At 62.6% G+C, this 21,963-nt stretch carries 20 protein-coding genes; 14 read left to right on the plus strand and 6 right to left on the minus strand.

Annotated features, from left to right (window positions below; genetic code table 11):
* Window positions 1-10 precede the first annotated feature (10 nt).
* A complete protein-coding gene (locus tag J4E58_RS20670; RefSeq protein ID WP_087091896.1) occupies window positions 11-2,392 on the minus strand; it encodes a hybrid sensor histidine kinase/response regulator in 2,382 nt (793 codons plus the stop codon).
* Between the two features lie 292 nt (window positions 2,393-2,684).
* Here J4E58_RS20670 and J4E58_RS20675 point away from each other — a divergent pair, with 292 nt between their 5' ends.
* From J4E58_RS20675 to J4E58_RS20690, 4 genes are all read left to right on the plus strand, one after another.
* Entirely contained in the window at window positions 2,685-3,482 is a 798-nt protein-coding gene (locus J4E58_RS20675; protein ID WP_007927070.1) for a hydroxymethylpyrimidine/phosphomethylpyrimidine kinase, read from the plus strand.
* Between the two features lie 17 nt (window positions 3,483-3,499).
* On the plus strand, window positions 3,500-4,117 hold the full coding sequence (gene thiE / locus J4E58_RS20680; protein ID WP_009045778.1) for a thiamine phosphate synthase: 618 nt from the start codon (window positions 3,500-3,502) through the stop codon (window positions 4,115-4,117).
* A 24-nt stretch (window positions 4,118-4,141) separates the two neighbouring features.
* Complete coding sequence (gene hemL, locus J4E58_RS20685; RefSeq protein WP_007927075.1) at window positions 4,142-5,425, plus strand: glutamate-1-semialdehyde 2,1-aminomutase; 1,284 nt, start codon at window positions 4,142-4,144, stop codon at window positions 5,423-5,425.
* Window positions 5,426-5,640: 215 nt separating this feature from the next.
* The gene (locus J4E58_RS20690) at window positions 5,641-6,195 is read left to right on the plus strand and encodes a tetratricopeptide repeat protein (RefSeq protein WP_007927077.1); all 555 of its coding nucleotides are present in this window, start codon (window positions 5,641-5,643) and stop codon (window positions 6,193-6,195) included.
* A 57-nt stretch (window positions 6,196-6,252) separates the two neighbouring features.
* On the opposite strand, the gene J4E58_RS20695 is transcribed toward J4E58_RS20690, so the two are convergent.
* Complete coding sequence (locus J4E58_RS20695) at window positions 6,253-6,579, minus strand: DUF1820 family protein (protein WP_007927079.1); 327 nt, start codon at window positions 6,577-6,579, stop codon at window positions 6,253-6,255.
* A 135-nt stretch (window positions 6,580-6,714) separates the two neighbouring features.
* Between J4E58_RS20695 and miaB the strand changes: the two genes are divergently transcribed.
* The 5 genes from miaB to lnt all read left to right on the plus strand — a co-directional run bounded on the left by miaB (window position 6,715) and on the right by lnt (window position 12,105).
* A complete protein-coding gene (miaB, locus tag J4E58_RS20700) occupies window positions 6,715-8,043 on the plus strand; it encodes a tRNA (N6-isopentenyl adenosine(37)-C2)-methylthiotransferase MiaB (protein WP_162235145.1) in 1,329 nt (442 codons plus the stop codon).
* 178 nt (window positions 8,044-8,221) lie between these two features.
* Window positions 8,222-9,241 carry a PhoH family protein gene (locus J4E58_RS20705; protein WP_007927082.1) on the plus strand — a complete coding sequence of 340 codons (1,020 nt, stop codon included), beginning with the start codon at window positions 8,222-8,224 and terminating at the stop codon, window positions 9,239-9,241.
* On the plus strand, window positions 9,234-9,728 hold the full coding sequence (ybeY, locus tag J4E58_RS20710) for an rRNA maturation RNase YbeY (protein WP_087091895.1): 495 nt from the start codon (window positions 9,234-9,236) through the stop codon (window positions 9,726-9,728). The genes J4E58_RS20705 and ybeY overlap by 8 nt, the downstream gene beginning before the upstream one ends.
* 5 nt (window positions 9,729-9,733) lie before the next feature.
* Window positions 9,734-10,573: an HlyC/CorC family transporter gene (locus tag J4E58_RS20715; protein WP_007927086.1), complete on the plus strand. Its 840-nt coding sequence runs from the start codon at window positions 9,734-9,736 to the stop codon at window positions 10,571-10,573.
* Window positions 10,574-10,581: 8 nt separating this feature from the next.
* Window positions 10,582-12,105, plus strand: a complete 1,524-nt coding sequence (gene lnt / locus J4E58_RS20720) for an apolipoprotein N-acyltransferase (protein ID WP_087091894.1) — start codon at window positions 10,582-10,584, stop codon at window positions 12,103-12,105.
* Window positions 12,106-12,190: 85 nt separating this feature from the next.
* Here lnt and J4E58_RS20725 read toward each other — a convergent pair whose 3' ends face one another.
* Together J4E58_RS20725 and J4E58_RS20730 are read right to left on the minus strand one after the other, a co-directional pair.
* A complete protein-coding gene (locus J4E58_RS20725; protein WP_087091893.1) occupies window positions 12,191-12,958 on the minus strand; it encodes a YdcF family protein in 768 nt (255 codons plus the stop codon).
* A gap of 127 nt (window positions 12,959-13,085) precedes the next feature.
* Window positions 13,086-13,406 (minus strand): hypothetical protein, encoded by a 321-nt coding sequence (locus tag J4E58_RS20730; RefSeq protein ID WP_009045783.1) that lies wholly within the window; start codon window positions 13,404-13,406, stop codon window positions 13,086-13,088.
* Between the two features lie 260 nt (window positions 13,407-13,666).
* Between J4E58_RS20730 and leuS the strand changes: the two genes are divergently transcribed.
* The 5 genes from leuS to J4E58_RS20755 all read left to right on the plus strand — a co-directional run bounded on the left by leuS (window position 13,667) and on the right by J4E58_RS20755 (window position 19,745).
* Window positions 13,667-16,273, plus strand: coding sequence for a leucine--tRNA ligase (gene leuS / locus J4E58_RS20735; RefSeq protein WP_087091892.1), 2,607 nt, complete (start codon window positions 13,667-13,669; stop codon window positions 16,271-16,273).
* Between the two features lie 88 nt (window positions 16,274-16,361).
* The gene (gene lptE, locus J4E58_RS20740) at window positions 16,362-16,967 is read left to right on the plus strand and encodes an LPS assembly lipoprotein LptE (protein ID WP_053262795.1); all 606 of its coding nucleotides are present in this window, start codon (window positions 16,362-16,364) and stop codon (window positions 16,965-16,967) included.
* 39 nt (window positions 16,968-17,006) lie between these two features.
* Window positions 17,007-18,044 (plus strand): DNA polymerase III subunit delta, encoded by a 1,038-nt coding sequence (gene holA / locus J4E58_RS20745; protein ID WP_087091891.1) that lies wholly within the window; start codon window positions 17,007-17,009, stop codon window positions 18,042-18,044.
* A 155-nt stretch (window positions 18,045-18,199) separates the two neighbouring features.
* Window positions 18,200-18,361 carry an alternative ribosome rescue factor ArfA gene (gene arfA, locus J4E58_RS20750; protein ID WP_007927093.1) on the plus strand — a complete coding sequence of 54 codons (162 nt, stop codon included), beginning with the start codon at window positions 18,200-18,202 and terminating at the stop codon, window positions 18,359-18,361.
* A gap of 61 nt (window positions 18,362-18,422) precedes the next feature.
* Window positions 18,423-19,745: a lytic murein transglycosylase gene (locus J4E58_RS20755; RefSeq protein WP_087091890.1), complete on the plus strand. Its 1,323-nt coding sequence runs from the start codon at window positions 18,423-18,425 to the stop codon at window positions 19,743-19,745.
* Between the two features lie 78 nt (window positions 19,746-19,823).
* On the opposite strand, the gene J4E58_RS20760 is transcribed toward J4E58_RS20755, so the two are convergent.
* A complete protein-coding gene (locus J4E58_RS20760; RefSeq protein ID WP_087091889.1) occupies window positions 19,824-20,771 on the minus strand; it encodes an LD-carboxypeptidase in 948 nt (315 codons plus the stop codon).
* Window positions 20,772-20,939: 168 nt separating this feature from the next.
* The gene (lipA, locus tag J4E58_RS20765) at window positions 20,940-21,962 is read right to left on the minus strand and encodes a lipoyl synthase (protein WP_007927101.1); all 1,023 of its coding nucleotides are present in this window, start codon (window positions 21,960-21,962) and stop codon (window positions 20,940-20,942) included.
* Window position 21,963 lies beyond the last annotated feature (1 nt).

Raw genomic sequence — 21,963 nt, forward strand, 5'->3', positions numbered from 1 at the left:
GCATATACGCCTAAATACCGGCGCTTTCGCCCTGTTCCGAGGCCAGCACCCGACGCGCCAGAACATCTTGCAACTCCTCGAATTTCACCGGCCGGGAGAGGTAATCGAGCAGGCAGCGCTCAGCCTCCACAGCGTACGCCGAGGCCGATACCAGCAGCACCGGTAAGTCGGCGCAACCCGGCATGCCGCGCACCTGATCGCACAGCTTGAGCGCCTCGGCCTGCTCGATCTGGCAATCGAGCAGCACCGCATCCACCGACTCCCGGCGCAACAACGCCAGCGCCCCGCGAGCGTTCTCCGCCGTGCGTACCTGATAACCCAGCTTGAGCAACATGCCGCGGATCACCAGTTGATTGATGCTGTTGTCGTCCACCAGCAGCACGCTGCAATCCTGCGGCATGCGCCGGACGGCGCGGACCCGCAAGGCCGGCTGGGAGGCCATCGGCTGCTCGCCGTCCAGATCGAAGGTCACCTCCAGGCGGAAACAGCTGCCACGCCCCGGCTCCGATTCATGGGTCAGCTGGCCACCCAGCAGATCCACCAGTTGCCGACAGATCGCCAGCCCCACGCCCAGTCCGCCGTATTCACGGGTCATCGATCCATCGAGCTGGAAGAAGCGCTGGTACAACGAGGCCTCATCGAGGTTGACGAAACCGATGCCGGTGTCGATTACCGCGAAGGTCATCGCCACTCGCCCGGTTGCCACCGGCTTGCCAGTCACTCGCAGGACCAGGCCACCCACCCGGGTGAACTTGATGGCATTGTCCAGCAGGCACTCCAGGCACTGGCTCAACTTGCCGCGATCGCCCAGCAGCCGATCGGGCAACCCGGCGGCCAGGTCGACATCGAAGCCCAGCCCCTTGGCCGAGGCGTTGGCGCAAAACTGGCCCAGCAAGGCATCGAGCAGCGAACGCAGACTGAAAGTCTCGTGCTGGGCGCTGAGCTTGCCGGCCTGCAGCTCGGTCAGGGTCAGGATGCCATTGACCATGCGCATCATGTCCCGGGCCGAACCGGCGGCAGTCTGCTGGTATTGCTCCAGCTCCGGATCGAGATCGACGGTCTGCATCAGTTCCAGGGAACCGATCACCCCATTCATCGGCGTGCGCAGTTCGTGGGTCAGGGTGGCGAGGAACTCATCCTTGAGCCGGTTGCTGTGGGCCAGCTGCTGGTTGAGCACTTCGAGCTTCTGCCCGGCATCGAACAGGGTCTGCGCCTGCTGCTCGCGCATCGAGTTGATGCGGTCGGCCAGGGCCAGCGACAACAGCGCCACCTCGATGGCCGAACCGATCTGGCTGGAATACATGGTCAGGAACATGTTCGGCAGATAACCCAGCACCATCAGGGTATTGATGATCCCACCCACCAGGAACGCCGACCAGGCGATGATGAAGTAGCGCGCCACGCGCATGCCGCGGCACCAGGCGACGATGCCGGAGACGAAGATCACCACGGTAAAGATCAGCGCCAGGGCCGTGGCCAGACGCAACGCCAGGGCGTAGCTGGTCATCAGCGACAAGGCCACCACCACGGCGCTGCACAGGATCAGCACCAGCAGCAGGCGATCGACCCAGCGGCTGTGGCTGGCGGTCTGCAGGAAACTGCGGGCGAACTGGCTGCCGAACAGGGCCGCCGCGCCAATGAAAAATGGCGTTGCCGCGTTGGCCCACCACGGGTTGTCCGGCCAGAAGTACTCCACCGCGGCGCCGTTCACCGACAGTTGGTACAGCCCGAACGAGGCGATGTAGAGGATGTAATAGAGGTAACTGGTGTCGCGCACGCTCAGGTAAATGAACAGGTTGTAGACCAGCATCCCCAGCAGCACGCCGTAGATCAGGCCGAGTACATACAGGCGCACCGGCTGCGCTTCCAGGTACGCCGTGCTGGACCAGAGCGTCACCGGCGCCTGGACCGAGCCCTGGCTCTGCAGGCGCAGGAACAGGGTCTTTTGCTCGTAGGGCGCGAAGCTCAGGTCGAACAGGTAATTGTTCTGGCGGATCTGCCGGCTGTCGAACGGCAAGGCATCGCCGGTGCGCTGGGCCAGACGGTAGCCCCCGGTTTCATCGGGCACATACAGTTCCAGATGATCGAGCGGCGGATAGGCCAGCTCCAGCAGCCAGGTGTGTCGTATGGAAGGGTTGGCGGGACGGTAGCTGAGGTGGATTTTCAGCCAGAATGCCGAGCGGGAGTAACCGGCGTTGAGGGTGGGCTTGTCATGGGTCTTGAAACTACCGGCCATCGCCGCTGTGCTGACATCCGCGATCGTTGCCTGACCACTCGCGTCTTCAAACACCTGCATCACTCGACCCAAGGGCAGGCTTTGGGTGAACTCGTCGAACTCGACCGCGCCAGCCAGCATCGGCAAGCTCAACAGCAACATCAGCAAATAGCGCATAAAGCCCCAGCGTGGCCTGTCCGGTTGTGTCAGGAAGCCCCCCATTTCCCTTTGAGTAGACGTAAAACCGGCATGACCTGTTATTGGTTTGGATCCACTCTAGCATAGCCGTTGATAGCCAAAGAACACCATGAAAAGTTTTAGTTTAAAGGCTCTAGAACGGGCGTTTCAGCGCTATCCATTGATCTAGAGCTGTTGCCTCGGTCAACTTGTCGGCAAGGCGGAAAAACCAGCCCCGGCCGACACGCGAGGAGCCGTGCAAAAAAGACGTTTGGTGGTAAGCTCGCGCACCATGAATATCTACAGCTCTCGCCCCGTTGTCCTCTGTCTCTCCGGCCACGACCCCAGTGGCGGCGCCGGCCTGCAGGCAGATATCGAAGCCCTGCTCGCCCAGGGTTGCCATGCAGCTCCCGCTGTGACCGCGCTGACCGTGCAGGATACGGTCAACGTCAGCGACTTCCGTGTGCTGGATCGCGAGTGGGTGCTGGCCCAGGCCAACGCCGTACTCAACGACTCCACGGTCGCCGCGGTCAAGCTGGGCATGCTCGGCTCGCTGGAAATGGTCGACACTGTGGTCGAGCTGTTGCAGGCGCATCCGCACCTGCCGATGGTCTGCGACCCGGTATTGCGCGCCGGCGGCGGCGGACGCCTGGGCAAAGACGAGGTCGGTTACGCCATGCGTGAACGCCTGCTGCCACTGGCGACCATCGCCACCCCGAACCTTCCGGAAGCACGAATCCTCGCCGAGTTGCCCGAAGGCACTGCGGACCAATGCGCGGAAAAGCTCCTGCCGTTTGTCAAACACCTGCTGATCACCGGCGGCCATGGCGACGAGCATGAAGTGCATAATCGCCTGTACAGCCGCGACGGCAGCCGTCACACCTACACCTGCCAGCGGCTGCCGGGCAGTTATCACGGTTCCGGTTGCACCCTGGCCAGCGCCCTGGCCGGACGCCTGGCCCAGGGCGAAAACCTGGCCAGCGCCGTGAAGTCGGCCCTCGATTACACCTGGCGCACCCTGCGCGACGCCGAGCAACTGGGCCAAGGCCAGTTCGTACCGCGCCGCCTGCCGCTGGACTTCTGCTCGTAAGCCATGAGGCTCGCTCGATGAAACTACGTGGTCTGTATGCCATTACCGACAGCCAACTGTTGGCCGGCAAATTCCTGCAGTACGTGGAGGCGGCGCTCGACGGTGGCGTGACCCTCCTGCAATACCGCGACAAGAGCAGCGACGAGGCCCGCCGCCTGCGCGAAGCCGAAGCCCTGCACAGCTTGTGCGAGCGCTACAAGACGCAACTGATCATCAACGACGACGCCGAGTTGGCCGCGCGCATCGGTGTCGGCGTACACCTGGGTCAGACCGACGGCCCGCTGACGCCGGCCCGTGCCCTGCTCGGCCGCCAGGCGATCATCGGCTCGACCTGCCACGCCCAGCTGGAGCTGGCCGAGCAAGCCGCCAAGGAAGGCGCCAGCTATGTCGCCTTCGGTCGCTTCTTCAATTCCAACACCAAGCCCGGCGCGCCGACGGCCAACCTGGAGCTGCTGGACCAGGCCCGCGCCCGGCTGCACTTGCCGATCTGCGCGATCGGCGGCATCACCCTGGAGAACGCCGCGCCGTTGGTCGCCCATGGCGTCGACCTGCTGGCCGTGGTCCATGGCCTGTTCGGCGCCGACAGCGCCCAGGAAGTGACCCGCCGCGCCCGCGCCTTCAACGCCCTCTTCTAACCGCTGATTTTCGAGAGTCCGATCATGTCTCGTTCCGAAACCCTGTTTGCCAATGCCCAGAAACACATCCCCGGCGGCGTGAACTCGCCCGTGCGTGCGTTCAAGAGCGTGGGCGGCACACCGCTGTTCTTCAAACACGCCGAAGGCGCCTACGTCACCGACGAAGACGACAAGCGTTATGTGGACTACGTCGGTTCCTGGGGGCCGATGATCCTTGGCCACAGCCATCCGGATGTGCTGGACGCGGTGCGCAAGCAGCTGGAACACGGTCTGTCCTACGGCGCCCCGACCGCCATGGAAACCGAAATGGCCGATCTGGTCTGCTCCATCGTGCCGTCCATGGAAATGGTGCGCATGGTCAGCTCCGGCACCGAAGCGACTATGAGCGCGATCCGCCTGGCCCGCGGTTTCACCGGCCGCGACAGCATCATCAAGTTCGAAGGCTGCTACCACGGCCACTCCGACAGCCTGCTGGTCAAGGCTGGCTCTGGCGCGCTGACCCAGGGCGTGCCCAGCTCGGCCGGCGTACCGGCGGCTTTCGCCAAACACACCCTGACCCTGCCGTTCAACGACATCGACGCGGTCGAGAAGATGCTCGCCGAGGTCGGCCAGGAAGTGGCCTGCATCATCGTCGAGCCGGTGGCCGGCAACATGAACTGCGTGCCACCGGCCCCGGGCTTCCTCGAAGGCCTGCGCAGCCTGTGCGACAAGCACGGCGTGGTGCTGATCTTCGACGAAGTGATGACCGGTTTCCGCGTCGCCCTGGGCGGTGCCCAGGCGCACTACGGGGTGACCCCGGACCTGTCAACCTTCGGCAAGATCATCGGCGGCGGCATGCCGGTGGGTTGCTTCGGCGGTAAACGCCAGATCATGGAACACATCGCGCCGCTGGGCCCGGTCTACCAGGCCGGCACCCTGTCGGGCAACCCGCTGGCCATGGCCGCCGGCCTGACTACTCTGCGCCTGATCAGCCGTCCGGGCTTCCACGCCGAGCTGAGCGACTACACCAGCCGCCTGCTCGACGGCCTGCAGCAACGCGCTGACGCCGCCGGTATCCCGTTCGTGACCACCCAGGCGGGCGGCATGTTCGGCCTGTATTTCAGCGGCGCCGACGATATCGTCACGTTCGACGATGTGATGGCCAGCGATGCCAACCTGTTCAAACGCTTCTTCCACCTGATGCTCGAAGGCGGTGTCTACCTGGCCCCGAGTGCCTTCGAAGCCGGCTTCACCTCGATCGCCCACGGCGACGCCGAGCTGAAACTGACCCTGGACGCGGCCGAACGCGCTTTCGCTGCCCTGAAGTAACCTTCCCCGCCAAACCGGCGCCACACTTGCTGGCGCCGGTTTTACGCCGCATTCGCGCCCCAACTCCCGAAACAGCCCCGAAAGCGGCGGATATCGCGCCCGCGCAGCAGAAAAACGAGTAAAGACTTTGTAAGGTTGGCCCTGCTTATTTCATAATGCGCGCTTATTGGATCCCTCGATGGGTCCGCGCGCCCTTCAGAGGTAAGTCGATTCCCATGAACCGCACCGGCCGCGCCCTTGCACTGGGCTGCCTGTTGCTCCTTCAGCCCCTGCTCGCGCACGCACAAGCAGGCGGCAACTCGTTGTTGATCCCAGCGATGGGTCGCTGCACCCTCAATACTCAGTCACAGGATCTGTCCGAGGCCCTGGCGGTCTGCCAGAAGGCGGCTGACGAAGGGGATGCGCAAGCGCAATACGAGCTGGGCGAGTTCTACTACGAAGGTAAAAATACCCCGCGCGATCTCAATCAGGCCTTGAGCTACTTTGAAAAGGCCTCGCTGCAAGGCCACGCCCAGGCGCAATTCAAACTCGGCACCATGTTCTTTCGCGGCGAAGGCGTACCGGCCAACAACGTTCAGGCCTATATCGTGCTGAAGATGGCGGCGGTCAACGGTGCCGAAGAGGCACTGGACACGGCCGACGAAGTGGCCGAGCACATGCAGCGCGATGAGCTGGAAGTCGCCACCCAGGTGCTGGGGCAGATTTTCCGCAAATACCTGATGGAATTGCAGAGCGCCGACGGGCGTTCGCCCTTCTCCCCCCTGCCTTGAGCGCATCGCGAGCACACTTGCCCGCGATGGAATGCGACGTTCTTCTCGATACAGCCCTTACTTCTCAGGCATCGGCATCGGAAACGGCATGACGTTGCTCACGCCACGCGCCTCGCTGATCTTCGGCGTGCCCAGGCGCTCGACCTCGTCGATGCGCACGATCGAATGCATCGGCACAAAGCTGCGTACCACGCCTTCGAACTGGGCCTTGAGCTTCTCTTCGCTCGGATCGACGACCACTTGCGTGCGCTCGCCAAAGACGAACTCTTCCACCTCCAGGAAACCCCACAGATCACTTTGATAGATCTGCTTGGCGTACATTTCGAACACCTGTCCCTGGTTGAGGAAAATCACCTTGTAGATTGGAGCTTCACGTTTGGTCATGGTGGGCGGGTAACACATCGGGGGATATAAAAGAGGGCGCGAACTATAGCATAGCCACCGGACGCGCAGCGGTAGGAACCTCAGGCCATGTTCCCTATAATGCGCGGTTCTTTGAATCACGTGATGACTCCGTCCATGGCCAAGAAGCTCTACATAGAAACCCACGGTTGCCAGATGAACGAGTACGACAGCTCGCGCATGGTCGATCTGCTGGGTGAACACCAGGCCCTGGAAGTCACCGCCCGCGCCGAAGACGCGGACGTCATCCTGCTCAACACCTGCTCGATCCGCGAACGAGCCCAGGACCGGGTGTATTCCCAACTGGGTCGCTGGCGCGAGCTGAAGCTGGCCAACCCGGACATGGTCATCGCCGTCGGCGGTTGCGTGGCCAGCCAGGAAGGCGCAGCCATCCGCGATCGTGCGCCCTATGTCGACGTGGTCTTCGGCCCGCAGACCCTGCACCGCCTGCCGGAAATGATCGATGCCGCCCGCAGCAGCAAGCTGCCGCAGGTCGACGTCTCGTTCCCGGAAATCGAGAAATTCGACCACCTGCCAGAGCCGCGCATCGACGGCCCGAGTGCCTATGTCTCGGTGATGGAAGGCTGCAGCAAGTACTGCACCTTCTGCGTGGTGCCCTACACCCGTGGCGAGGAAGTCAGCCGGCCGTTCGACGACGTGATCTGCGAGATCATTCACCTGGCGGAAAACGGCGTGCGCGAAGTCACCCTGCTGGGGCAGAACGTCAACGGTTACCGTGGCCAGACCCACGACGGCCGCCTGGCCGACCTCGCCGAACTGATCCGTGTGGTCGCGGCGGTCGATGGTATCGAGCGCATCCGCTATACCACCTCCCATCCGCTGGAATTCTCCGACAGCCTGATCCAGGCCCACGCCGAAGTGCCGGAACTGGTGAAACACCTGCACTTGCCGGTGCAATCGGGTTCCGACCGGATTCTCGCGGCCATGAAGCGCAACCATACGGCGCTGGAATACAAGTCCAAGCTGCGCAAACTGCGCGCCGCCGTGCCGGGCATCTGCATCAGCTCGGACTTCATCGTCGGCTTCCCCGGCGAGACCGAAAAAGACTTCGAACAGACCATGAAGCTGATCGAAGACGTCGGCTTCGACTTCTCCTACTCGTTCGTCTACAGCCAGCGCCCGGGCACCCCGGCGGCCGACCTGGCGGACGACACCCCGGAAGAGTTGAAAAAGGAACGCCTGAACGCGCTGCAACATCGGCTGAATCAGCAAGGATTCGAAATCAGCCGACAGATGGTCGGCTCGATCCAGCGCATCCTCGTCACCGACTACTCGAAGAAAGACCCGGGCGAACTGCAGGGGCGGACCGAGAACAACCGTATCGTCAATTTCCGCTGCGACAACCCGACGCTGATCGGCCAGTTTGCCGATGTGCACATCGACTCGGCCCAGCCTCACTCGCTGCGCGGATCGCTGCTGCAATAACCTCCTGCCGATGCTGGCTGACCAGCGGTAGTGGCCTCGGGCACGCCATCGCCGGGAAGCCGGCTTCCAAGGAAAATGTGGCGAAAGACATTGCTTTGTATAAGAGCTTTCGCACCCAGGCCGCTGGCGTTATCCTTGAATTCATCCCTTATTGCCGTTGGGCGGCTAAAAAACGACCTTGAACGCACCCATAGAACCACATCGTTTCATCCTCGAGCCCTTTGAGGCTCGCCGCTTCGCCAATCTGTGCGGGCAATTCGACGAGCATTTGCGCTTGATCGAGCAGCGCCTGACCATCGAGATCCGCAACCGCGGCAATCAGTTCGAACTGATCGGCGAACCCAAGCACACCACCTCCGCGGAAAACCTCCTGCGCCGCCTGTACCGGGAAACCAAGGGTACCGAGCTGTCGCCGGACATGGTGCATCTGTTCCTCCAGGAATCCGCCGTCGAAGAACTGGACAATCACCCTGTCGCCGAAGCGGCCGTGGCCCTGCGCACCAAAAAAGGCATGATTCGCCCCCGCGGCTTGAATCAGCAGCGCTACGTCAAGGAGATCCTCGGCAACGACATCAACTTCGGCATCGGCCCGGCCGGTACCGGCAAGACCTACCTGGCCGTGGCCTGTGCGGTAGACGCACTGGAGCGCGAGCAGGTACGACGCATCCTGCTGGTGCGTCCGGCGGTCGAAGCCGGTGAGAAACTCGGCTTCCTGCCGGGCGACCTGGCCCAGAAGATCGACCCGTACCTGCGCCCGTTGTATGACGCACTGTATGAAATGCTCGGCTTCGAACACGTCGCCAAGCTGATCGAGCGCCAGGTCATCGAGATTGCGCCGCTGGCCTACATGCGCGGCCGTACGCTGAACAACAGCTTCATCATTCTCGACGAAAGCCAGAACACCACCGTCGAGCAGATGAAGATGTTCCTGACCCGGATCGGCTTCGGCTCCACCGCCGTGATCACGGGCGACATCACCCAGGTCGACCTGCCCAAGGGCACCAAGTCCGGCCTGGCCCATGTGATCAACGTCCTCAAGGACGTCCCGGGCATCAGCTTCACCCACTTCATGCCCAAGGACGTGGTGCGCCATCCGCTGGTGCAACGCATCGTCGAAGCCTACGAGCGCTTCGAGCAGCGCGTGGCCGACGAGTCCGCCCAGTCCGCCGCGGAAAAAGGCAATCGCCACGATGCTTGAGCTTGATCTGCAACTGGCAAGCGAAAAGCCTGCTCCCAGCGAAGCCCTGTTCCGCCAATGGTGTGAACTGGCCCTGCGCCAGCGCACCGCCGACTCGGAACTGACCATCCGCCTGGTGGACGAACCAGAAGGCCGCGAACTGAACCGCACCTGGCGGCAGAAGGACTACGCCACCAACGTCCTATCGTTCCCCGCCGACGTGCCGGACGAACTGCTGGACATTCCATTGCTCGGCGACCTGGTGATCTGCGTCGAAGTGGTCGAGCGCGAAGCCGCCGAACAAGGCAAGGACCCCCAGGCCCACTGGGCCCATCTGGTGATTCACGGCTGCTTGCATCTATTGGGTTACGACCATATAGATGACGACGAAGCCGAAGAAATGGAAGCACTGGAACGAACGTTGCTTGCAGAACTGGGTCATCCCGACCCTTATGCGGACGACGAAACCGAAGAACATCCATCTGTAACAACCAAGGATTTAGAGTAATCGCTATGAGCGAAGACCGATCGAGCAGCGGGCAAAAGTCGTGGCTGGGTAAACTGACCCAGGCTTTTGCCCATGAGCCGAAAAACCGCCAGGAGCTGCTGGAGCTGCTGCGCGAAGCCCATCAGAACAAGTTGCTGGACAGCGAAGCGCTGGCCATCGTCGAAGGCGCCATCCAGGTCGCTGACCTGCAGGTACGGGACATCATGGTTCCGCGCTCGCAGATGATCAGCATCAAGGCGACCCAGACTCCCCGCGAATTCCTGCCGTCCGTCCTCGATTCCGCGCACTCGCGTTATCCGGTGATCGGCGAAAGCCATGACGACGTCATGGGCGTCCTGCTGGCCAAGGACCTGCTGCCGCTGATCCTCAAGGAGAACGGCGACAGCTTCAACATCAAGGACCTGCTGCGTCCGGCGACCTTCGTTCCCGAATCCAAGCGCCTGAACGTGCTGCTGCGTGAGTTCCGCGCCAACCACAATCACATGGCCATCGTCATCGACGAGTACGGCGGCGTGGCAGGCCTGGTGACCATCGAGGACGTGCTGGAGCAGATCGTCGGCGACATCGAAGACGAGCACGACGTCGAGGAAGACAGCTACATCAAGCCCCTGCCAAGCGGCGATTTCCTGATCAAGGCGTTGACGCCGATCGAGAACTTCAACGAGTTCTTCGACAGCGAGTTCTCCGACGACGAGTTCGACACCGTCGGCGGCCTGGTGATGAGCGCGTTCGGGCACCTGCCTAAACGTAACGAAATCACCGAAATCGGTGCCTATCGCTTCCGTATCCTGAATGCCGACAGCCGTCGGATTCATCTGCTGCGACTAACGCCTATCCCCCGCTAAGGATCGACATGCTGCGCTTAACCCGCCCCGGCTGGCCCGGTAACCTGCTGGCCATGGCGGCTGGCGCAATCACCACCCTGGCCCTGGCGCCGTACGACATCTGGCCGCTGGCACTGCTGGCAGTCGGCTTCTTTTATGCCGGCCTGCGCGAGCTGAGCCCGCGTCAGGCGCTGTGGCGCGGCTGGTGTTTCGGTTTCGGCCTGTTTGCCGCCGGCACCAGTTGGATCTACGTCAGCATCCATACCTACGGCGGCGCCTCGGTGCTGCTGGCCGGTTTACTGATGCTGGCCTTCATTGCCGCCATCGCCTTCTTTTTCGCCCTGCCGGCCTGGCTCTGGGCGCGTTGGCTGCGTCGCAATGAAGCCCCTCTCGCCGATGCCCTGGCCTTCGCCGCCCTTTGGGTGGGCCAGGAAGCCTTCCGCGGCTGGTTCCTGACGGGTTTCCCCTGGCTCTATTCCGGCTACAGCCAACTCGACGGCCCGCTGGCCGGCCTGGCCCCTCTGGGCGGCATGTGGCTGATCTCCTTTGCCCTGGCGCTGACCGCCGCCCTGCTCTACAACCTGCCCGGCCTGATCCGTGCCGGGCGCAAGGGGTTTATCGCCGCCGGCCTGGTGCTGCTGGTCGCCCCCTGGATGATTGGCACCGCGCTCAAGGGACATGCCTGGACCAGCCCGTCGGGCGAGCCGCTGACCGTGGCGGCGATCCAGGGCAATATCGAACAGAGCCTGAAATGGGACCCCGCGCAACTCAACTCCCAGCTGGCGCTGTACCGCGACATGAGTTTCAGTTCCAAGCGCGTGGATCTGCTGGTGTGGCCGGAAACCGCGGTGCCCGTGCTCAAGGAGTCGGCCGAAGGTTATCTGAACATGATGGGCAATTTCGCCGCCGACCGGCATTCGGCGCTGATCACCGGCGTACCGATCCGCCAGGAAGTGCACCATCAGAAGCGCTACTTCAATGGCATTACCGTAGTCGGCGAAGGCGATGGCGAGTACCTCAAGCAGAAGCTCGTGCCATTCGGTGAGTACGTGCCCCTGCAGGACTTGCTGCGCGGCCTGATTGCGTTCTTCGACCTGCCCATGTCGGACTTCGCCCGCGGCCCCGCCGACCAGCCTTTACTGCAAGCCAAGGGTTACCAGATCGCGCCGTTCATCTGCTACGAGGTGGTTTACCCGGAATTCGCCGCCAGCCTGTCAGCCCGCAGCGACCTGCTGCTGACCATCAGCAACGACACCTGGTTCGGCACTTCGATCGGCCCGTTGCAGCACTTGCAGATGGCCCAGATGCGAGCTTTGGAAGCCGGCCGCTGGATGATCCGCGCCACCAACAACGGGGTGACCGGCCTGATCGATCCGTTCGGCAAGATCACCGTGCAAATTCCGCAGTTCGAACGCGGAATCCTGTACGGCGAAGTGGTGCCGATGCACAACCTGACGCCTTATCTGCAGTGGCGCTCGTGGCCCCTGATCATCCTGAGCCTCCTGCTGTTCGGCTGGGCCCTGCTGGCCAGCCGGATCGCCAAGACCGTCTGACGTCATCGCGAGCCATCGAACGTCGAGCGGCTGCTCCTGTCAGGAATTTGCGATTCCTGCAGGAGCGGGCTGGCTCACGATGAATCTACTCTCCACGATAAAACAGCTTGTAGCCCACCAGCCCCACCGCCTCGTTCAACAACTGGCCGCTCTGCCAGATCGACTTGAACTCCGGCATCCAGCCACCCAGCGGCCTGGCGTTATCCACCCCGAGGAACCCCACGGGCGCCGGCACCACGGTGAATCCTGCCTGTTCGAAACTCCAGACAGCCCGCTGCATATGCCAGGCCTGGGTGACCAGCACCACACGCTTGACGCCCTGCGGCTTAAGCACTTGCGCGGTGAATTGGGCGTTTTCCCAGGTCGTGCGGCTACGCCCTTCCTGCCAGCGCACCGTCACGTCGAAATCGTTCAGCAACGACTCGGCCATCAGCGCCGCTTCCGTTGGCGGCGTGCCGTAGTGCAGGCCACCGCTGGTCAGGATCGGCAACCCGGAAGCCTTGGCCAGGCGCGCCGCATAGCGCTGGCGCTCCAGGCCAACACCGGTCGGCTGGTCGGAACCCCAGGCCGGATCGCCACGTTCACGCCCCGACCCCAGCACCACAATCGCATCGGCCTGTTTGGCCAGGGTCGACCACTGGCTTTGCGTCAGCGCCGGCTCACTTTCCAGGGCACTGGCGCCCCACTCCACCATCACAGGCAGGCTCATCAACCAGAACCCGCCCAGGCCGAGAGCAAAACACACACCGGCCAGTCGCGGCTTCGAGCGGCGAAACCACCAGGCAAGCAGAAGCAGCAGCAACAGAAGACCTGGCGGCAGGAGTAGTTGTTTGACGAAATAACGAAAAGGCATCGAGCATCTCCAAAGATGCTCGAAGCCTAAGTGGGTAAAAGCAAAGCGACAACAGATACGAAACAGATTTCACGCACAAGGTACGCGGCGTTGACGCTGCGCAGATGCCCGCATGGGCTGCGCAGACTCACTTGAACTGCAGGGATCGGACCTTTACCGCATCCCGGGCGGGCACCTTGTCTTTCAACCAGATGACCTTGGCCGAATGTGGAGTCACTTCGTGCCTCAGGCATTCGAGCACGCTCAATTGCGTCTCACGCTCGCTACGATCCAGATAGGCTTTGATCACCTCGAGCTCGGCGTGACTCAGGCCCCGCAACTCCAACTCCGCAGGACGCTCATTACGCAAGCTCCCTGCTGTTTTCGCTGTATCCAAGGCCAAAGCCAGACGATCTATCAATCGTTCGTACAACTCGGGTTTTGTAACTTTTCGCTGCGACTCAACCATCCACTCACCTCATGAAAGTAAGAATCACTCCCCCTTTTTGAGCTTAGCCGCACTGCCGAAACCGGCAGGGTGCCGCGACCAACGGCCCACGGCGCGTAATCAGGGTTTCCCTCGGTAGAGCGCGGTCATGTATGCTACGGCGCTTCCTGTAACTCCACTTCCAGCTCGACTGGGTAGCGAAAACGCCATATCTGGCGTCATCACCGCCCAACGTTGCATTGAAGAGGATTAGGCCACCCCTATTCAGTTCAAAAGTAGCCATGCACGAACACTATCAGCCCCGTGAAATCGAAGCCGCCGCCCAGTCGTTCTGGGATGAGCAAAAGTCCTTTGAAGTCAGTGAACAGCCAGGCAAGGAAACTTACTACTGCCTGTCGATGTTCCCTTACCCCAGCGGCAAGCTACACATGGGGCACGTGCGTAACTACACCATCGGCGACGTGATCTCCCGCTACCAGCGCATGCAAGGCAAGAACGTACTGCAACCCATGGGTTGGGACGCCTTCGGCATGCCGGCGGAAAACGCCGCGATGAAGAACAACGTCGCACCGGCCAAGTGGACCTACGAAAACATCGCCTACATGAAGTCCCAGCTGCGTAGCCTGGGCCTGGCGGTGGACTGGTCCCGCGAGGTCACTACCTGCAAGCCGGACTACTATCGCTGGGAACAGTGGCTGTTCACTCGCCTGTTCGAAAAAGGCGTGATCTACCGCAAGAACGGCACCGTGAACTGGGACCCGGTCGACCAGACCGTCCTGGCCAACGAACAGGTGATCGATGGTCGCGGCTGGCGTTCCGGCGCGCTGATCGAAAAACGCGAAATCCCGATGTACTACTTCAAGATCACCGCCTACGCGGATGAGCTGCTGGAGAGTCTCGACGAACTGCCGGGCTGGCCCGAGCAGGTCAAGACCATGCAACGCAACTGGATCGGCAAATCCCGTGGCATGGAAGTGCAATTCCCCTACGACCAGGCCTCTATCGGCGAAGCGGGCGCACTGAAAGTCTTCACCACCCGCCCTGACACCCTGATGGGCGCGACCTACGTCGCCGTGGCCGCCGAGCACCCGCTGGCCACCCTGGCGGCGCAGAACGACCCGGCGCTGCAATCCTTTATCGCCGAGTGCAAGGGCGGCAGCGTCGCCGAAGCCGACATCGCCACCCAAGAGAAGAAAGGCCTGCCGACTTCGCTGTTCGTCGAACACCCGCTGACCGGTGAAAAACTCCCGGTATGGGTCGCCAACTATGTGCTGATGCACTACGGCGATGGCGCGGTGATGGCCGTTCCGGCACACGACGAGCGCGACTACGAATTCGCCACCAAGTACAACCTGCCGATCAAGAACGTGGTGCGCACCAGCGCTGGCGACGAAACGCCTGCGCCTTGGCAGGACGCCTACGGCGAGCACGGCGAACTGATCAACTCCGGCGAGTTCAACGGCCTGGATTTTGCCGGCGCCTTCGATGCCATCGAAGTTGCCCTGCTGAAGAAAAACCTCGGCCAATCCCGCACCCAGTTCCGCCTGCGCGACTGGGGCATCAGCCGCCAGCGCTACTGGGGCTGCCCGATCCCGATCATCCACTGCGACAGCTGTGGTGATGTACCGGTACCGGAAGACCAACTGCCGGTAGTGCTGCCGGAAGACGTGGTGCCGGACGGCGCCGGTTCGCCACTGGCGCGCATGCCCGAGTTCTACGAATGCAGCTGCCCGAAATGCGGCAAGCCTGCCAAGCGTGAAACCGACACCATGGACACCTTCGTCGAGTCCTCGTGGTACTACGCCCGCTATGCCTCGCCAAAATACGAGGGCGGCCTGGTCGACCCGGCCGCGGCCAACCACTGGCTGCCGGTGGACCAGTACATCGGCGGTATCGAACACGCGATCCTGCACCTGCTCTACGCCCGCTTCTTCCACAAGCTGATGCGCGACGAGGGCCTGGTCAGTTCCAACGAGCCGTTCAAGAACCTGCTGACGCAAGGCATGGTGGTCGCCGAGACCTACTACCGCCGCGAAGCCAACGGTGCCTACACCTGGTACAACCCGGCCGATGTCGAGCTGGAGCGTGACAGCAAGGCCAAGATCGTCGGCGCCAAGCTGATCAGCGACGGCCTGCCGGTGGAAATCGGCGGCACCGAGAAGATGGCCAAATCGAAGAACAACGGCGTCGACCCTCAGTCGATGATCGAACAGTACGGCGCGGACACCTGCCGCCTGTTCATGATGTTCGCTTCGCCGCCTGACATGAGCCTGGAATGGTCCGACTCCGGCGTCGAGGGTGCCCATCGCTTCCTCAAGCGCGTCTGGCGCCTGGCTCAGGCTCACGTAGCCCAGGGCCTGCCGGGTACACTGGAGCTGGGTTCGCTGAACGACGAACAGAAAGTCATTCGTCGTGCCATCCACCTGGCGATCAAGCAAGCCAGCCAGGACGTCGGCCAGAACCACAAATTCAACACCGCCATCGCTCAGGTCATGACGCTGATGAACGTGCTGGAAAAAGCACCGCAAGCCACCCCGCAGGACCGTGCCCTGTTGCAGGAAGGCCTGGAAACCGTGGCCCTGCTGCTGGCGCCGATCACCCCGCACATCAGCCACGAGCTGTGGAGCCAGCTGGGTCGCAGCGGCGCCATCATCGACGCCGGCTGGCCGGTGCTGGATGAGAACGCCCTGGTTCAGGACAGCCTGCAGCTGGTCATTCAAGTGAATGGCAAGCTGCGTGGCCAGATCGAAATGCCGGCCAGCGCCAGCCGTGAAGAGATCGAAGCCGCCGCCCGGAGCAACGAGAACGTGCTGCGCTTCACCGAAGGCCTGACGATTCGTAAAGTGATCGTCGTGCCTGGCAAGCTGGTCAATATCGTCGCTAGCTAATTGGATCAGGCGTCAGCCCAAGGCTGACGCCGAATAAAACCTCCAGGGCCGCCCTGTCGGCCCATATGGTTTCAAGGGGAGCAACAAGATGATCAAACGCAACCTCCTGGTGATGGGCCTGGCCGTACTGCTGAGCGCCTGCGGCTTTCAGCTGCGCGGTACCGGCACCACCGAACTGGCGATCAAGGAACTCGACCTGAGCGCCCGTAACGCTTACGGCGAAACCGTGACCCAGCTGCGCCAGGTTCTGCAGAGCAGTGGCGTCAAGGTCTACGCCGGTGCACCCTACAAGCTGGTGCTGACCCGCGAGCAGGAATCCCAGCGCAGCCTCAGCTACGCCGGTGCCGGTCGTTCGGCCGAATATGAAATGACCACCGTGCTGAACTACGAGATCCAGGGCCAGAACAACCTGACCCTGCTCAGCGACAAGCTGCAAGTGCAGAAGGTCTACATCCATGACGGCAACAACCTGGTGGGTTCCGACCAGGAGTCGCTGGAAGTGCGCAAGGAAATGCGTCGCGACCTGGTGCAGAACATGATGCTGCGCCTGCAACTGCTGACCCCGACCCAGCTGGATCAACTGCAGCAGACCGCGGATGCCCGCGCCAAGGCCGAAGCCGAGGCGCTGGAAGCCGCGCAGAAGGCTGAGGCGGAAACCCCGCAACAGTCGCCCATGCAGCTGCCGAACCAGTAAGCCTTGTGGGGCGCCCAGGCGCCCCGCTTGCCCCTCCCTATGAAACTCGCCCCCGCTCAGCTCGGCAAACACCTGCAAGGCATGCTCGCACCGGTCTATGTCATCAGTGGCGACGACCCGTTGCTGTGCCAGGAAGCCGCCGACGCCATTCGCACCGCCGCCCGCCAGCAAGGCTTCGATGAACGCCAGGTATTCAGCGCCGACGCCAATTTCGATTGGGGAACGCTGCTGCAAGCCGGCGCGAGCATGTCGTTGTTCGCCGAAAAACGCCTGCTGGAACTGCGCCTGCCTTCGGGCAAGCCCGGTGATAAAGGCGCCGCGGCCTTCATCGAATACTGCTCACGGCCGGCCGAAGATACCCTGCTGCTGATCAGCCTGCCCAAGCTCGATGGCAGCGCGCAAAAGACCAAATGGGGCAAGGCCCTGATCGATGGCGAGCAGACCCAGTTCATCCAGATCTGGCCGGTGGATGCCAACCAGTTGCCGCAGTGGATTCGCCAACGCCTGTCCCAGGCCGGGCTTTCCGCCAGCCAGGACGCCGTGGAGCTCATTGCGGCCCGGGTAGAAGGCAATCTGCTGGCCGCGGCCCAGGAAATCGAAAAGCTCAAGCTGATGGCCGAGGGTGGCCAGATCACGGTGGAAACCGTGCAAGCGGCAGTCGCCGACAGTGCGCGCTTCGATGTTTTCGGGCTGGTGGACGCCATCCTCAATGGCGAGGCCGCGCATGCCCTGCGCATGCTCGAAGGCCTGCGCGGCGAAGGTGTCGAGCCGCCGGTGATTCTCTGGGCACTGTCCCGGGAGCTGCGGGCGCTGGCCAATATGTCGCTGCAGTACAGCCAGGGCACTCCGCTGGATAAAGTGTTCAGCCAGGCCCGTCCGCCCGTCTGGGACAAACGCAAGCCGTTGATGAGCAAGGCCCTGCAGCGCTATTCCGCGCCGCGCTGGGCGCAATTGCTGCTCGACGCCCAGCGTATCGATGCGCAGATCAAGGGGCAGGCCGCCGGTTCGCCCTGGAGCAGCCTGAGCCGCCTGTCGCTGTTGATGGCCGGGCAACGTCTGCCTCTCCCAGCCGAGTAACCCCAACGCCCTGCAGAAGCAAGCAAGCTCGTTCCTACAGGGAATGGGGGAATCCGTGAGGTTTGCTGAAAAACCCTACACATCACAGGGCTGGACAGCAGGGTCAAGCTGGCCGATCATCTGCCGCGCAAACCCACCTCAAGCGAGAACCGAAAATGAGCAAGCCATCCAAGCATGGCCCCAACAAGGCCAAATCCATCATCGCCCAGCCACTGTTCCGCAGCCGTCAGGAACGACCCGCCAAGGGCAAAGGCAGCTACCGCCGCGAAGCCTTCCAGTCTAAAAGCTGGGAGGCTTCTTACTTTCTGGCTGCATAAAGCGGAGAACCCCGCCGGCGTGATAAGGTCTGTATCTGATTCGTATTCTCTGGACCTGTGCATGCCCTTTTGTCTTTCCCGTCGTTGGCACCTGCGCCAACTGATCGCTGCCTCCAGCCTTGCCCTGCTCGTCGCCTGCGCGGAAAAACCCACCGCCGCCGATGCCCAGCCACTCCAAAGCATTCAAGCCGCCCCTCTCGCCGCGCCTGCAACCGTCGCTCCGCTGGCCGTCGACAACCTGGACATCCAGCCAACCCAGACCTTTGCCCAATGGCAGGCAGGCTTCCGTGTCGAAGCCCTGAACGCCGGGATCCGCGCCGATCTTTTCGACCGTGCATTCGCCGGTATCACCCCGGACATGGGCGTGATCAAGGCCGACCGCAGCCAGCCGGAATTCACCCGGCCGGTATGGGAATACCTGGACGGTGCCCTGTCGCCGCTGCGCGTGCGCAAGGGCCAGGCACTGCTTAATCAGTACGCCGACATCCTGCAGCAGATCGAACAGCGTTATGGCGTCGATCGCCAGGCCCTGGTGGCGGTCTGGGGTATGGAAAGCAACTTCGGTGAGTTCCAGGGCAACAAATCGGTCATCCGTTCCCTCGCGACCCTGGCCTACGAAGGTCGCCGTCCGGCCTTTGCCAACAGCCAGCTGCTGGCCGCCCTGCAGATTCTCCAGCACGGCGACATCCAGCCCGAGAAGATGCTCGGCTCCTGGGCCGGCGCGATGGGGCAGACCCAGTTCATCCCGACCACCTACAACACCCACGCCGTGGACTTCGACGGCGATGGCCGCCGCGACATCTGGAACAGCCCCGCCGACGCCCTGGCCTCGACCGCGCACTATCTGCAAAGCTCCGGCTGGCAGAAGGGCCAGCCATGGGGTTTCGAAGTGCAGCTGGCGAACGGCTTCGACTATGCACTGGCGGATGGCGCGATCCGCAAACCGGTAGCCGAATGGCTGCGCCTGGGCATGCAGCTGCCCAACGGCGCCAGTGTTCCGGTCGGCGCCGAGCAGCTTTCGGCGGCCTTGCTGTTGCCGGCGGGTTATCGCGGTCCGGCGTTCCTGATCCTCGACAACTTCCGCGCCGTTCTGAAGTACAACAACTCCTCGTCCTATGCCCTGGCGGTAAACCTGCTGTCACAACGCTTCAACGGTTCAGGCCTGATCAACGGCGTCTGGCCGAAGGACGACATGCCCCTCAGCCGCTCCGAGCGCATCGAGCTGCAGAGCCTGCTCAGTGCCAACAATTACGATGCCGGCAACCCGGATGGCATTATCGGCGCCAATACCCGCAAGGCGATTCGCAGCGCCCAACAATCGCTGGGCTGGCCTGCCGACGGCTATCCGACCCACAAGCTGCTGGAGAGCCTGCGCTCGCGTTGAGCCAGGCCTGCGCGCCGAATCATAGGGGCGCCATAGTTGAGCAAGCTCGCTCCCACAAGGGCAGCGAGCACGGGCTGATCAGCCGAATACCACATCCTGTTCCAGGATCAACTGCTTCTCCCCCGCATCCAGCCTGACCATCGCCCCCAGCGGCAGAGTCAGGTTCGGATCGCAGTGGCCACTGCGCCATCCCGCCAACACCGGGATGCGCAAGGGTTCGAAGGTCTGCTTGAGCAGTCCGGCAAGCGCCTGGGGCTCCACTCCTGCCACATCCCCCACCAGCACCCCGCGAAGCCTGTCGAGCTTGCCCGCCAGGCGCAGGTGCGTCAGCAGACGGTCGATCCGGTACAGCGGCTCGTTGATGTCTTCGATAAACAGAATGATGCCGTCAGCATTGATCTCGTATGGCGTGCCCATGGTCGCGGCGATCAACGACAGGTTGCCTCCCAGCAACTGACCGCAAGCGATGCCAGGCTCGACGGTGGTCAAGGGATAAGCCGCCGGATGCGGCAGCAGGCTGCCAGCCTTCAACTGCCCCCGGAGCAGGCTGAACAGCGAGGACTCGGTAGGTGGCTGCTTGTCACCCAACAAGTCGGCATTGAGCATCGGCCCGTGAAAGGTCACGAAACCCGCATGACGATTGATGGCCAGATGCAGCGCGGTGATGTCACTGTAGCCGACAAACGGCTTGGCATGGCGGCGTAGCAGGTCGTAATCGATCCGGTCGAGCAAGCGTGGGCTGCCATAGCCGCCCCGCAGGCACAGGATGGTATCGACATCATCATCGGCGAAAGCGGCGTGCAGGTCGTTCAGGCGGACCTCGTCGCTACCGGCCAGATAGCCGTCCTTCTGTTGGACACCAGGATAAATCCGCAGCGAATAACCTCGAGCGCGCATCCAGCGGGCGGCTTGCTCGGTGTCCAGGGCCGCGGGCCCGGCGGGTGCAATCAAGCCGATCAGCCCTTGCGAAGGCAGCGCCGGCACTGGCCGTTGCGTACAAAGGACATCAGTCGGTTGGCGGGTCATCCAGTGGTTCTCCCTGTGTGGATTCTCTAGTGCACAGTAGACATGAAAGCGGGCAAACAGAAGTGCCGAAACGCCACGGCGCTTGCAGGAAAAGTCTATGAAGGGAGGGAGACGCAGGCGTAACGGAAGATGACGCCCGCAAGGAAAAGACCTTGCGGGCGTATTACATCAGGAGACCAGGCCTTCTTTGGCCAGCTTCGCCTGCTCGTCGGCGTGGTAGGAGGAACGTACCAGCGGGCCCGAGGCGACGTTCTTGAAGCCCATCTTGTAACCTTCCTCGGCGAACCAGGCGAAGGTGTCCGGGTGCACGAAACGCTGCACCGGCAAGTGGCTGCGGGACGGTTGCAGGTACTGGCCGAGGGTCAGCATGTCGATGTCGTGCTCGCGCATGCGCTTCATGACCTCGATGACTTCGTCGTCGGTCTCGCCCAGGCCCAGCATCAGGCCGGACTTGGTCGGTACGTGCGGCACCAGCTGCTTGAACTTCTGCAGCAGGGTCAGCGACCACTGGTAGTCCGAACCCGGGCGCGCGGCCTTGTACAGGCGCGGCACGGTTTCCAGGTTGTGGTTGAACACATCCGGCGGCTCGGCCGCGGTGATTTCCAGCGCCACATCCATGCGGCCACGGTAGTCCGGGACCAGGGTTTCCAGCTGCACGTTCGGCGACAGCTTGCGGATTTCGCGGATGCAGTCGGCAAAGTGCTGGGCACCGCCGTCGCGCAGGTCGTCGCGGTCGACCGAAGTGATTACCACGTACTTCAGGCGCAGGTCGGCGATGGCCACTGCCAGGTTCATCGGCTCATCGACGTCCAGAGGCTTCGGACGGCCGTGACCGACGTCGCAGAACGGGCAGCGACGGGTGCAGATGTCGCCCATGATCATGAAGGTCGCGGTACCGCCGGAGAAGCACTCACCCAGGTTCGGACAGGAGGCTTCTTCGCAGACGCTGTGCAATTTGTGCTTGCGCAGCAATTGCTTGATCCGGTCGACTTCCGGGGAAACCGGAATACGCACGCGAATCCAGTCCGGTTTCTTCGGCAGTTCGGTGGTCGGGATGATCTTCACCGGGATACGCGCGACTTTCTCGGCACCGCGCAATTTAACGCCGGTTTCAACTTTCGCACGGGCCGGGCGCTCGGAAACATCCAGCGTCGGGATCAGGGTTTGCACAGCGTCTTGCGCAGTAGTCATA

The sequence above is a fragment of the Pseudomonas sp. FW305-25 genome, assembly GCF_017351415.1.
Taxonomy (GTDB): Bacteria; Pseudomonadota; Gammaproteobacteria; order Pseudomonadales; family Pseudomonadaceae; genus Aquipseudomonas; species Aquipseudomonas chlororaphis.

What these genes read in the sequence shown, in the direction of transcription:
- J4E58_RS20670 (WP_087091896.1), bottom strand. Translation starts at nt 2,392, where the DNA reads ATGCGCTATTTGCTGATGTTGCTGTTGAGCTTGCCGATGCTGGCTGGC.
- J4E58_RS20675 (WP_007927070.1), top strand. Translation starts at nt 2,685, where the DNA reads ATGAATATCTACAGCTCTCGCCCCGTTGTCCTCTGTCTCTCCGGCCAC.
- thiE (WP_009045778.1), top strand. Translation starts at nt 3,500, where the DNA reads ATGAAACTACGTGGTCTGTATGCCATTACCGACAGCCAACTGTTGGCC.
- hemL (WP_007927075.1), top strand. Translation starts at nt 4,142, where the DNA reads ATGTCTCGTTCCGAAACCCTGTTTGCCAATGCCCAGAAACACATCCCC.
- J4E58_RS20690 (WP_007927077.1), top strand. Translation starts at nt 5,641, where the DNA reads ATGAACCGCACCGGCCGCGCCCTTGCACTGGGCTGCCTGTTGCTCCTT.
- J4E58_RS20695 (WP_007927079.1), bottom strand. Translation starts at nt 6,579, where the DNA reads ATGACCAAACGTGAAGCTCCAATCTACAAGGTGATTTTCCTCAACCAG.
- miaB (WP_162235145.1), top strand. Translation starts at nt 6,715, where the DNA reads ATGGCCAAGAAGCTCTACATAGAAACCCACGGTTGCCAGATGAACGAG.
- ybeY (WP_087091895.1), top strand. Translation starts at nt 9,234, where the DNA reads ATGCTTGAGCTTGATCTGCAACTGGCAAGCGAAAAGCCTGCTCCCAGC.
- J4E58_RS20715 (WP_007927086.1), top strand. Translation starts at nt 9,734, where the DNA reads ATGAGCGAAGACCGATCGAGCAGCGGGCAAAAGTCGTGGCTGGGTAAA.
- lnt (WP_087091894.1), top strand. Translation starts at nt 10,582, where the DNA reads ATGCTGCGCTTAACCCGCCCCGGCTGGCCCGGTAACCTGCTGGCCATG.
- J4E58_RS20725 (WP_087091893.1), bottom strand. Translation starts at nt 12,958, where the DNA reads ATGCCTTTTCGTTATTTCGTCAAACAACTACTCCTGCCGCCAGGTCTT.
- J4E58_RS20730 (WP_009045783.1), bottom strand. Translation starts at nt 13,406, where the DNA reads ATGGTTGAGTCGCAGCGAAAAGTTACAAAACCCGAGTTGTACGAACGA.
- leuS (WP_087091892.1), top strand. Translation starts at nt 13,667, where the DNA reads ATGCACGAACACTATCAGCCCCGTGAAATCGAAGCCGCCGCCCAGTCG.
- lptE (WP_053262795.1), top strand. Translation starts at nt 16,362, where the DNA reads ATGATCAAACGCAACCTCCTGGTGATGGGCCTGGCCGTACTGCTGAGC.
- holA (WP_087091891.1), top strand. Translation starts at nt 17,007, where the DNA reads ATGAAACTCGCCCCCGCTCAGCTCGGCAAACACCTGCAAGGCATGCTC.
- arfA (WP_007927093.1), top strand. Translation starts at nt 18,200, where the DNA reads ATGAGCAAGCCATCCAAGCATGGCCCCAACAAGGCCAAATCCATCATC.
- J4E58_RS20755 (WP_087091890.1), top strand. Translation starts at nt 18,423, where the DNA reads ATGCCCTTTTGTCTTTCCCGTCGTTGGCACCTGCGCCAACTGATCGCT.
- J4E58_RS20760 (WP_087091889.1), bottom strand. Translation starts at nt 20,771, where the DNA reads ATGACCCGCCAACCGACTGATGTCCTTTGTACGCAACGGCCAGTGCCG.
- lipA (WP_007927101.1), bottom strand. Translation starts at nt 21,962, where the DNA reads ATGACTACTGCGCAAGACGCTGTGCAAACCCTGATCCCGACGCTGGAT.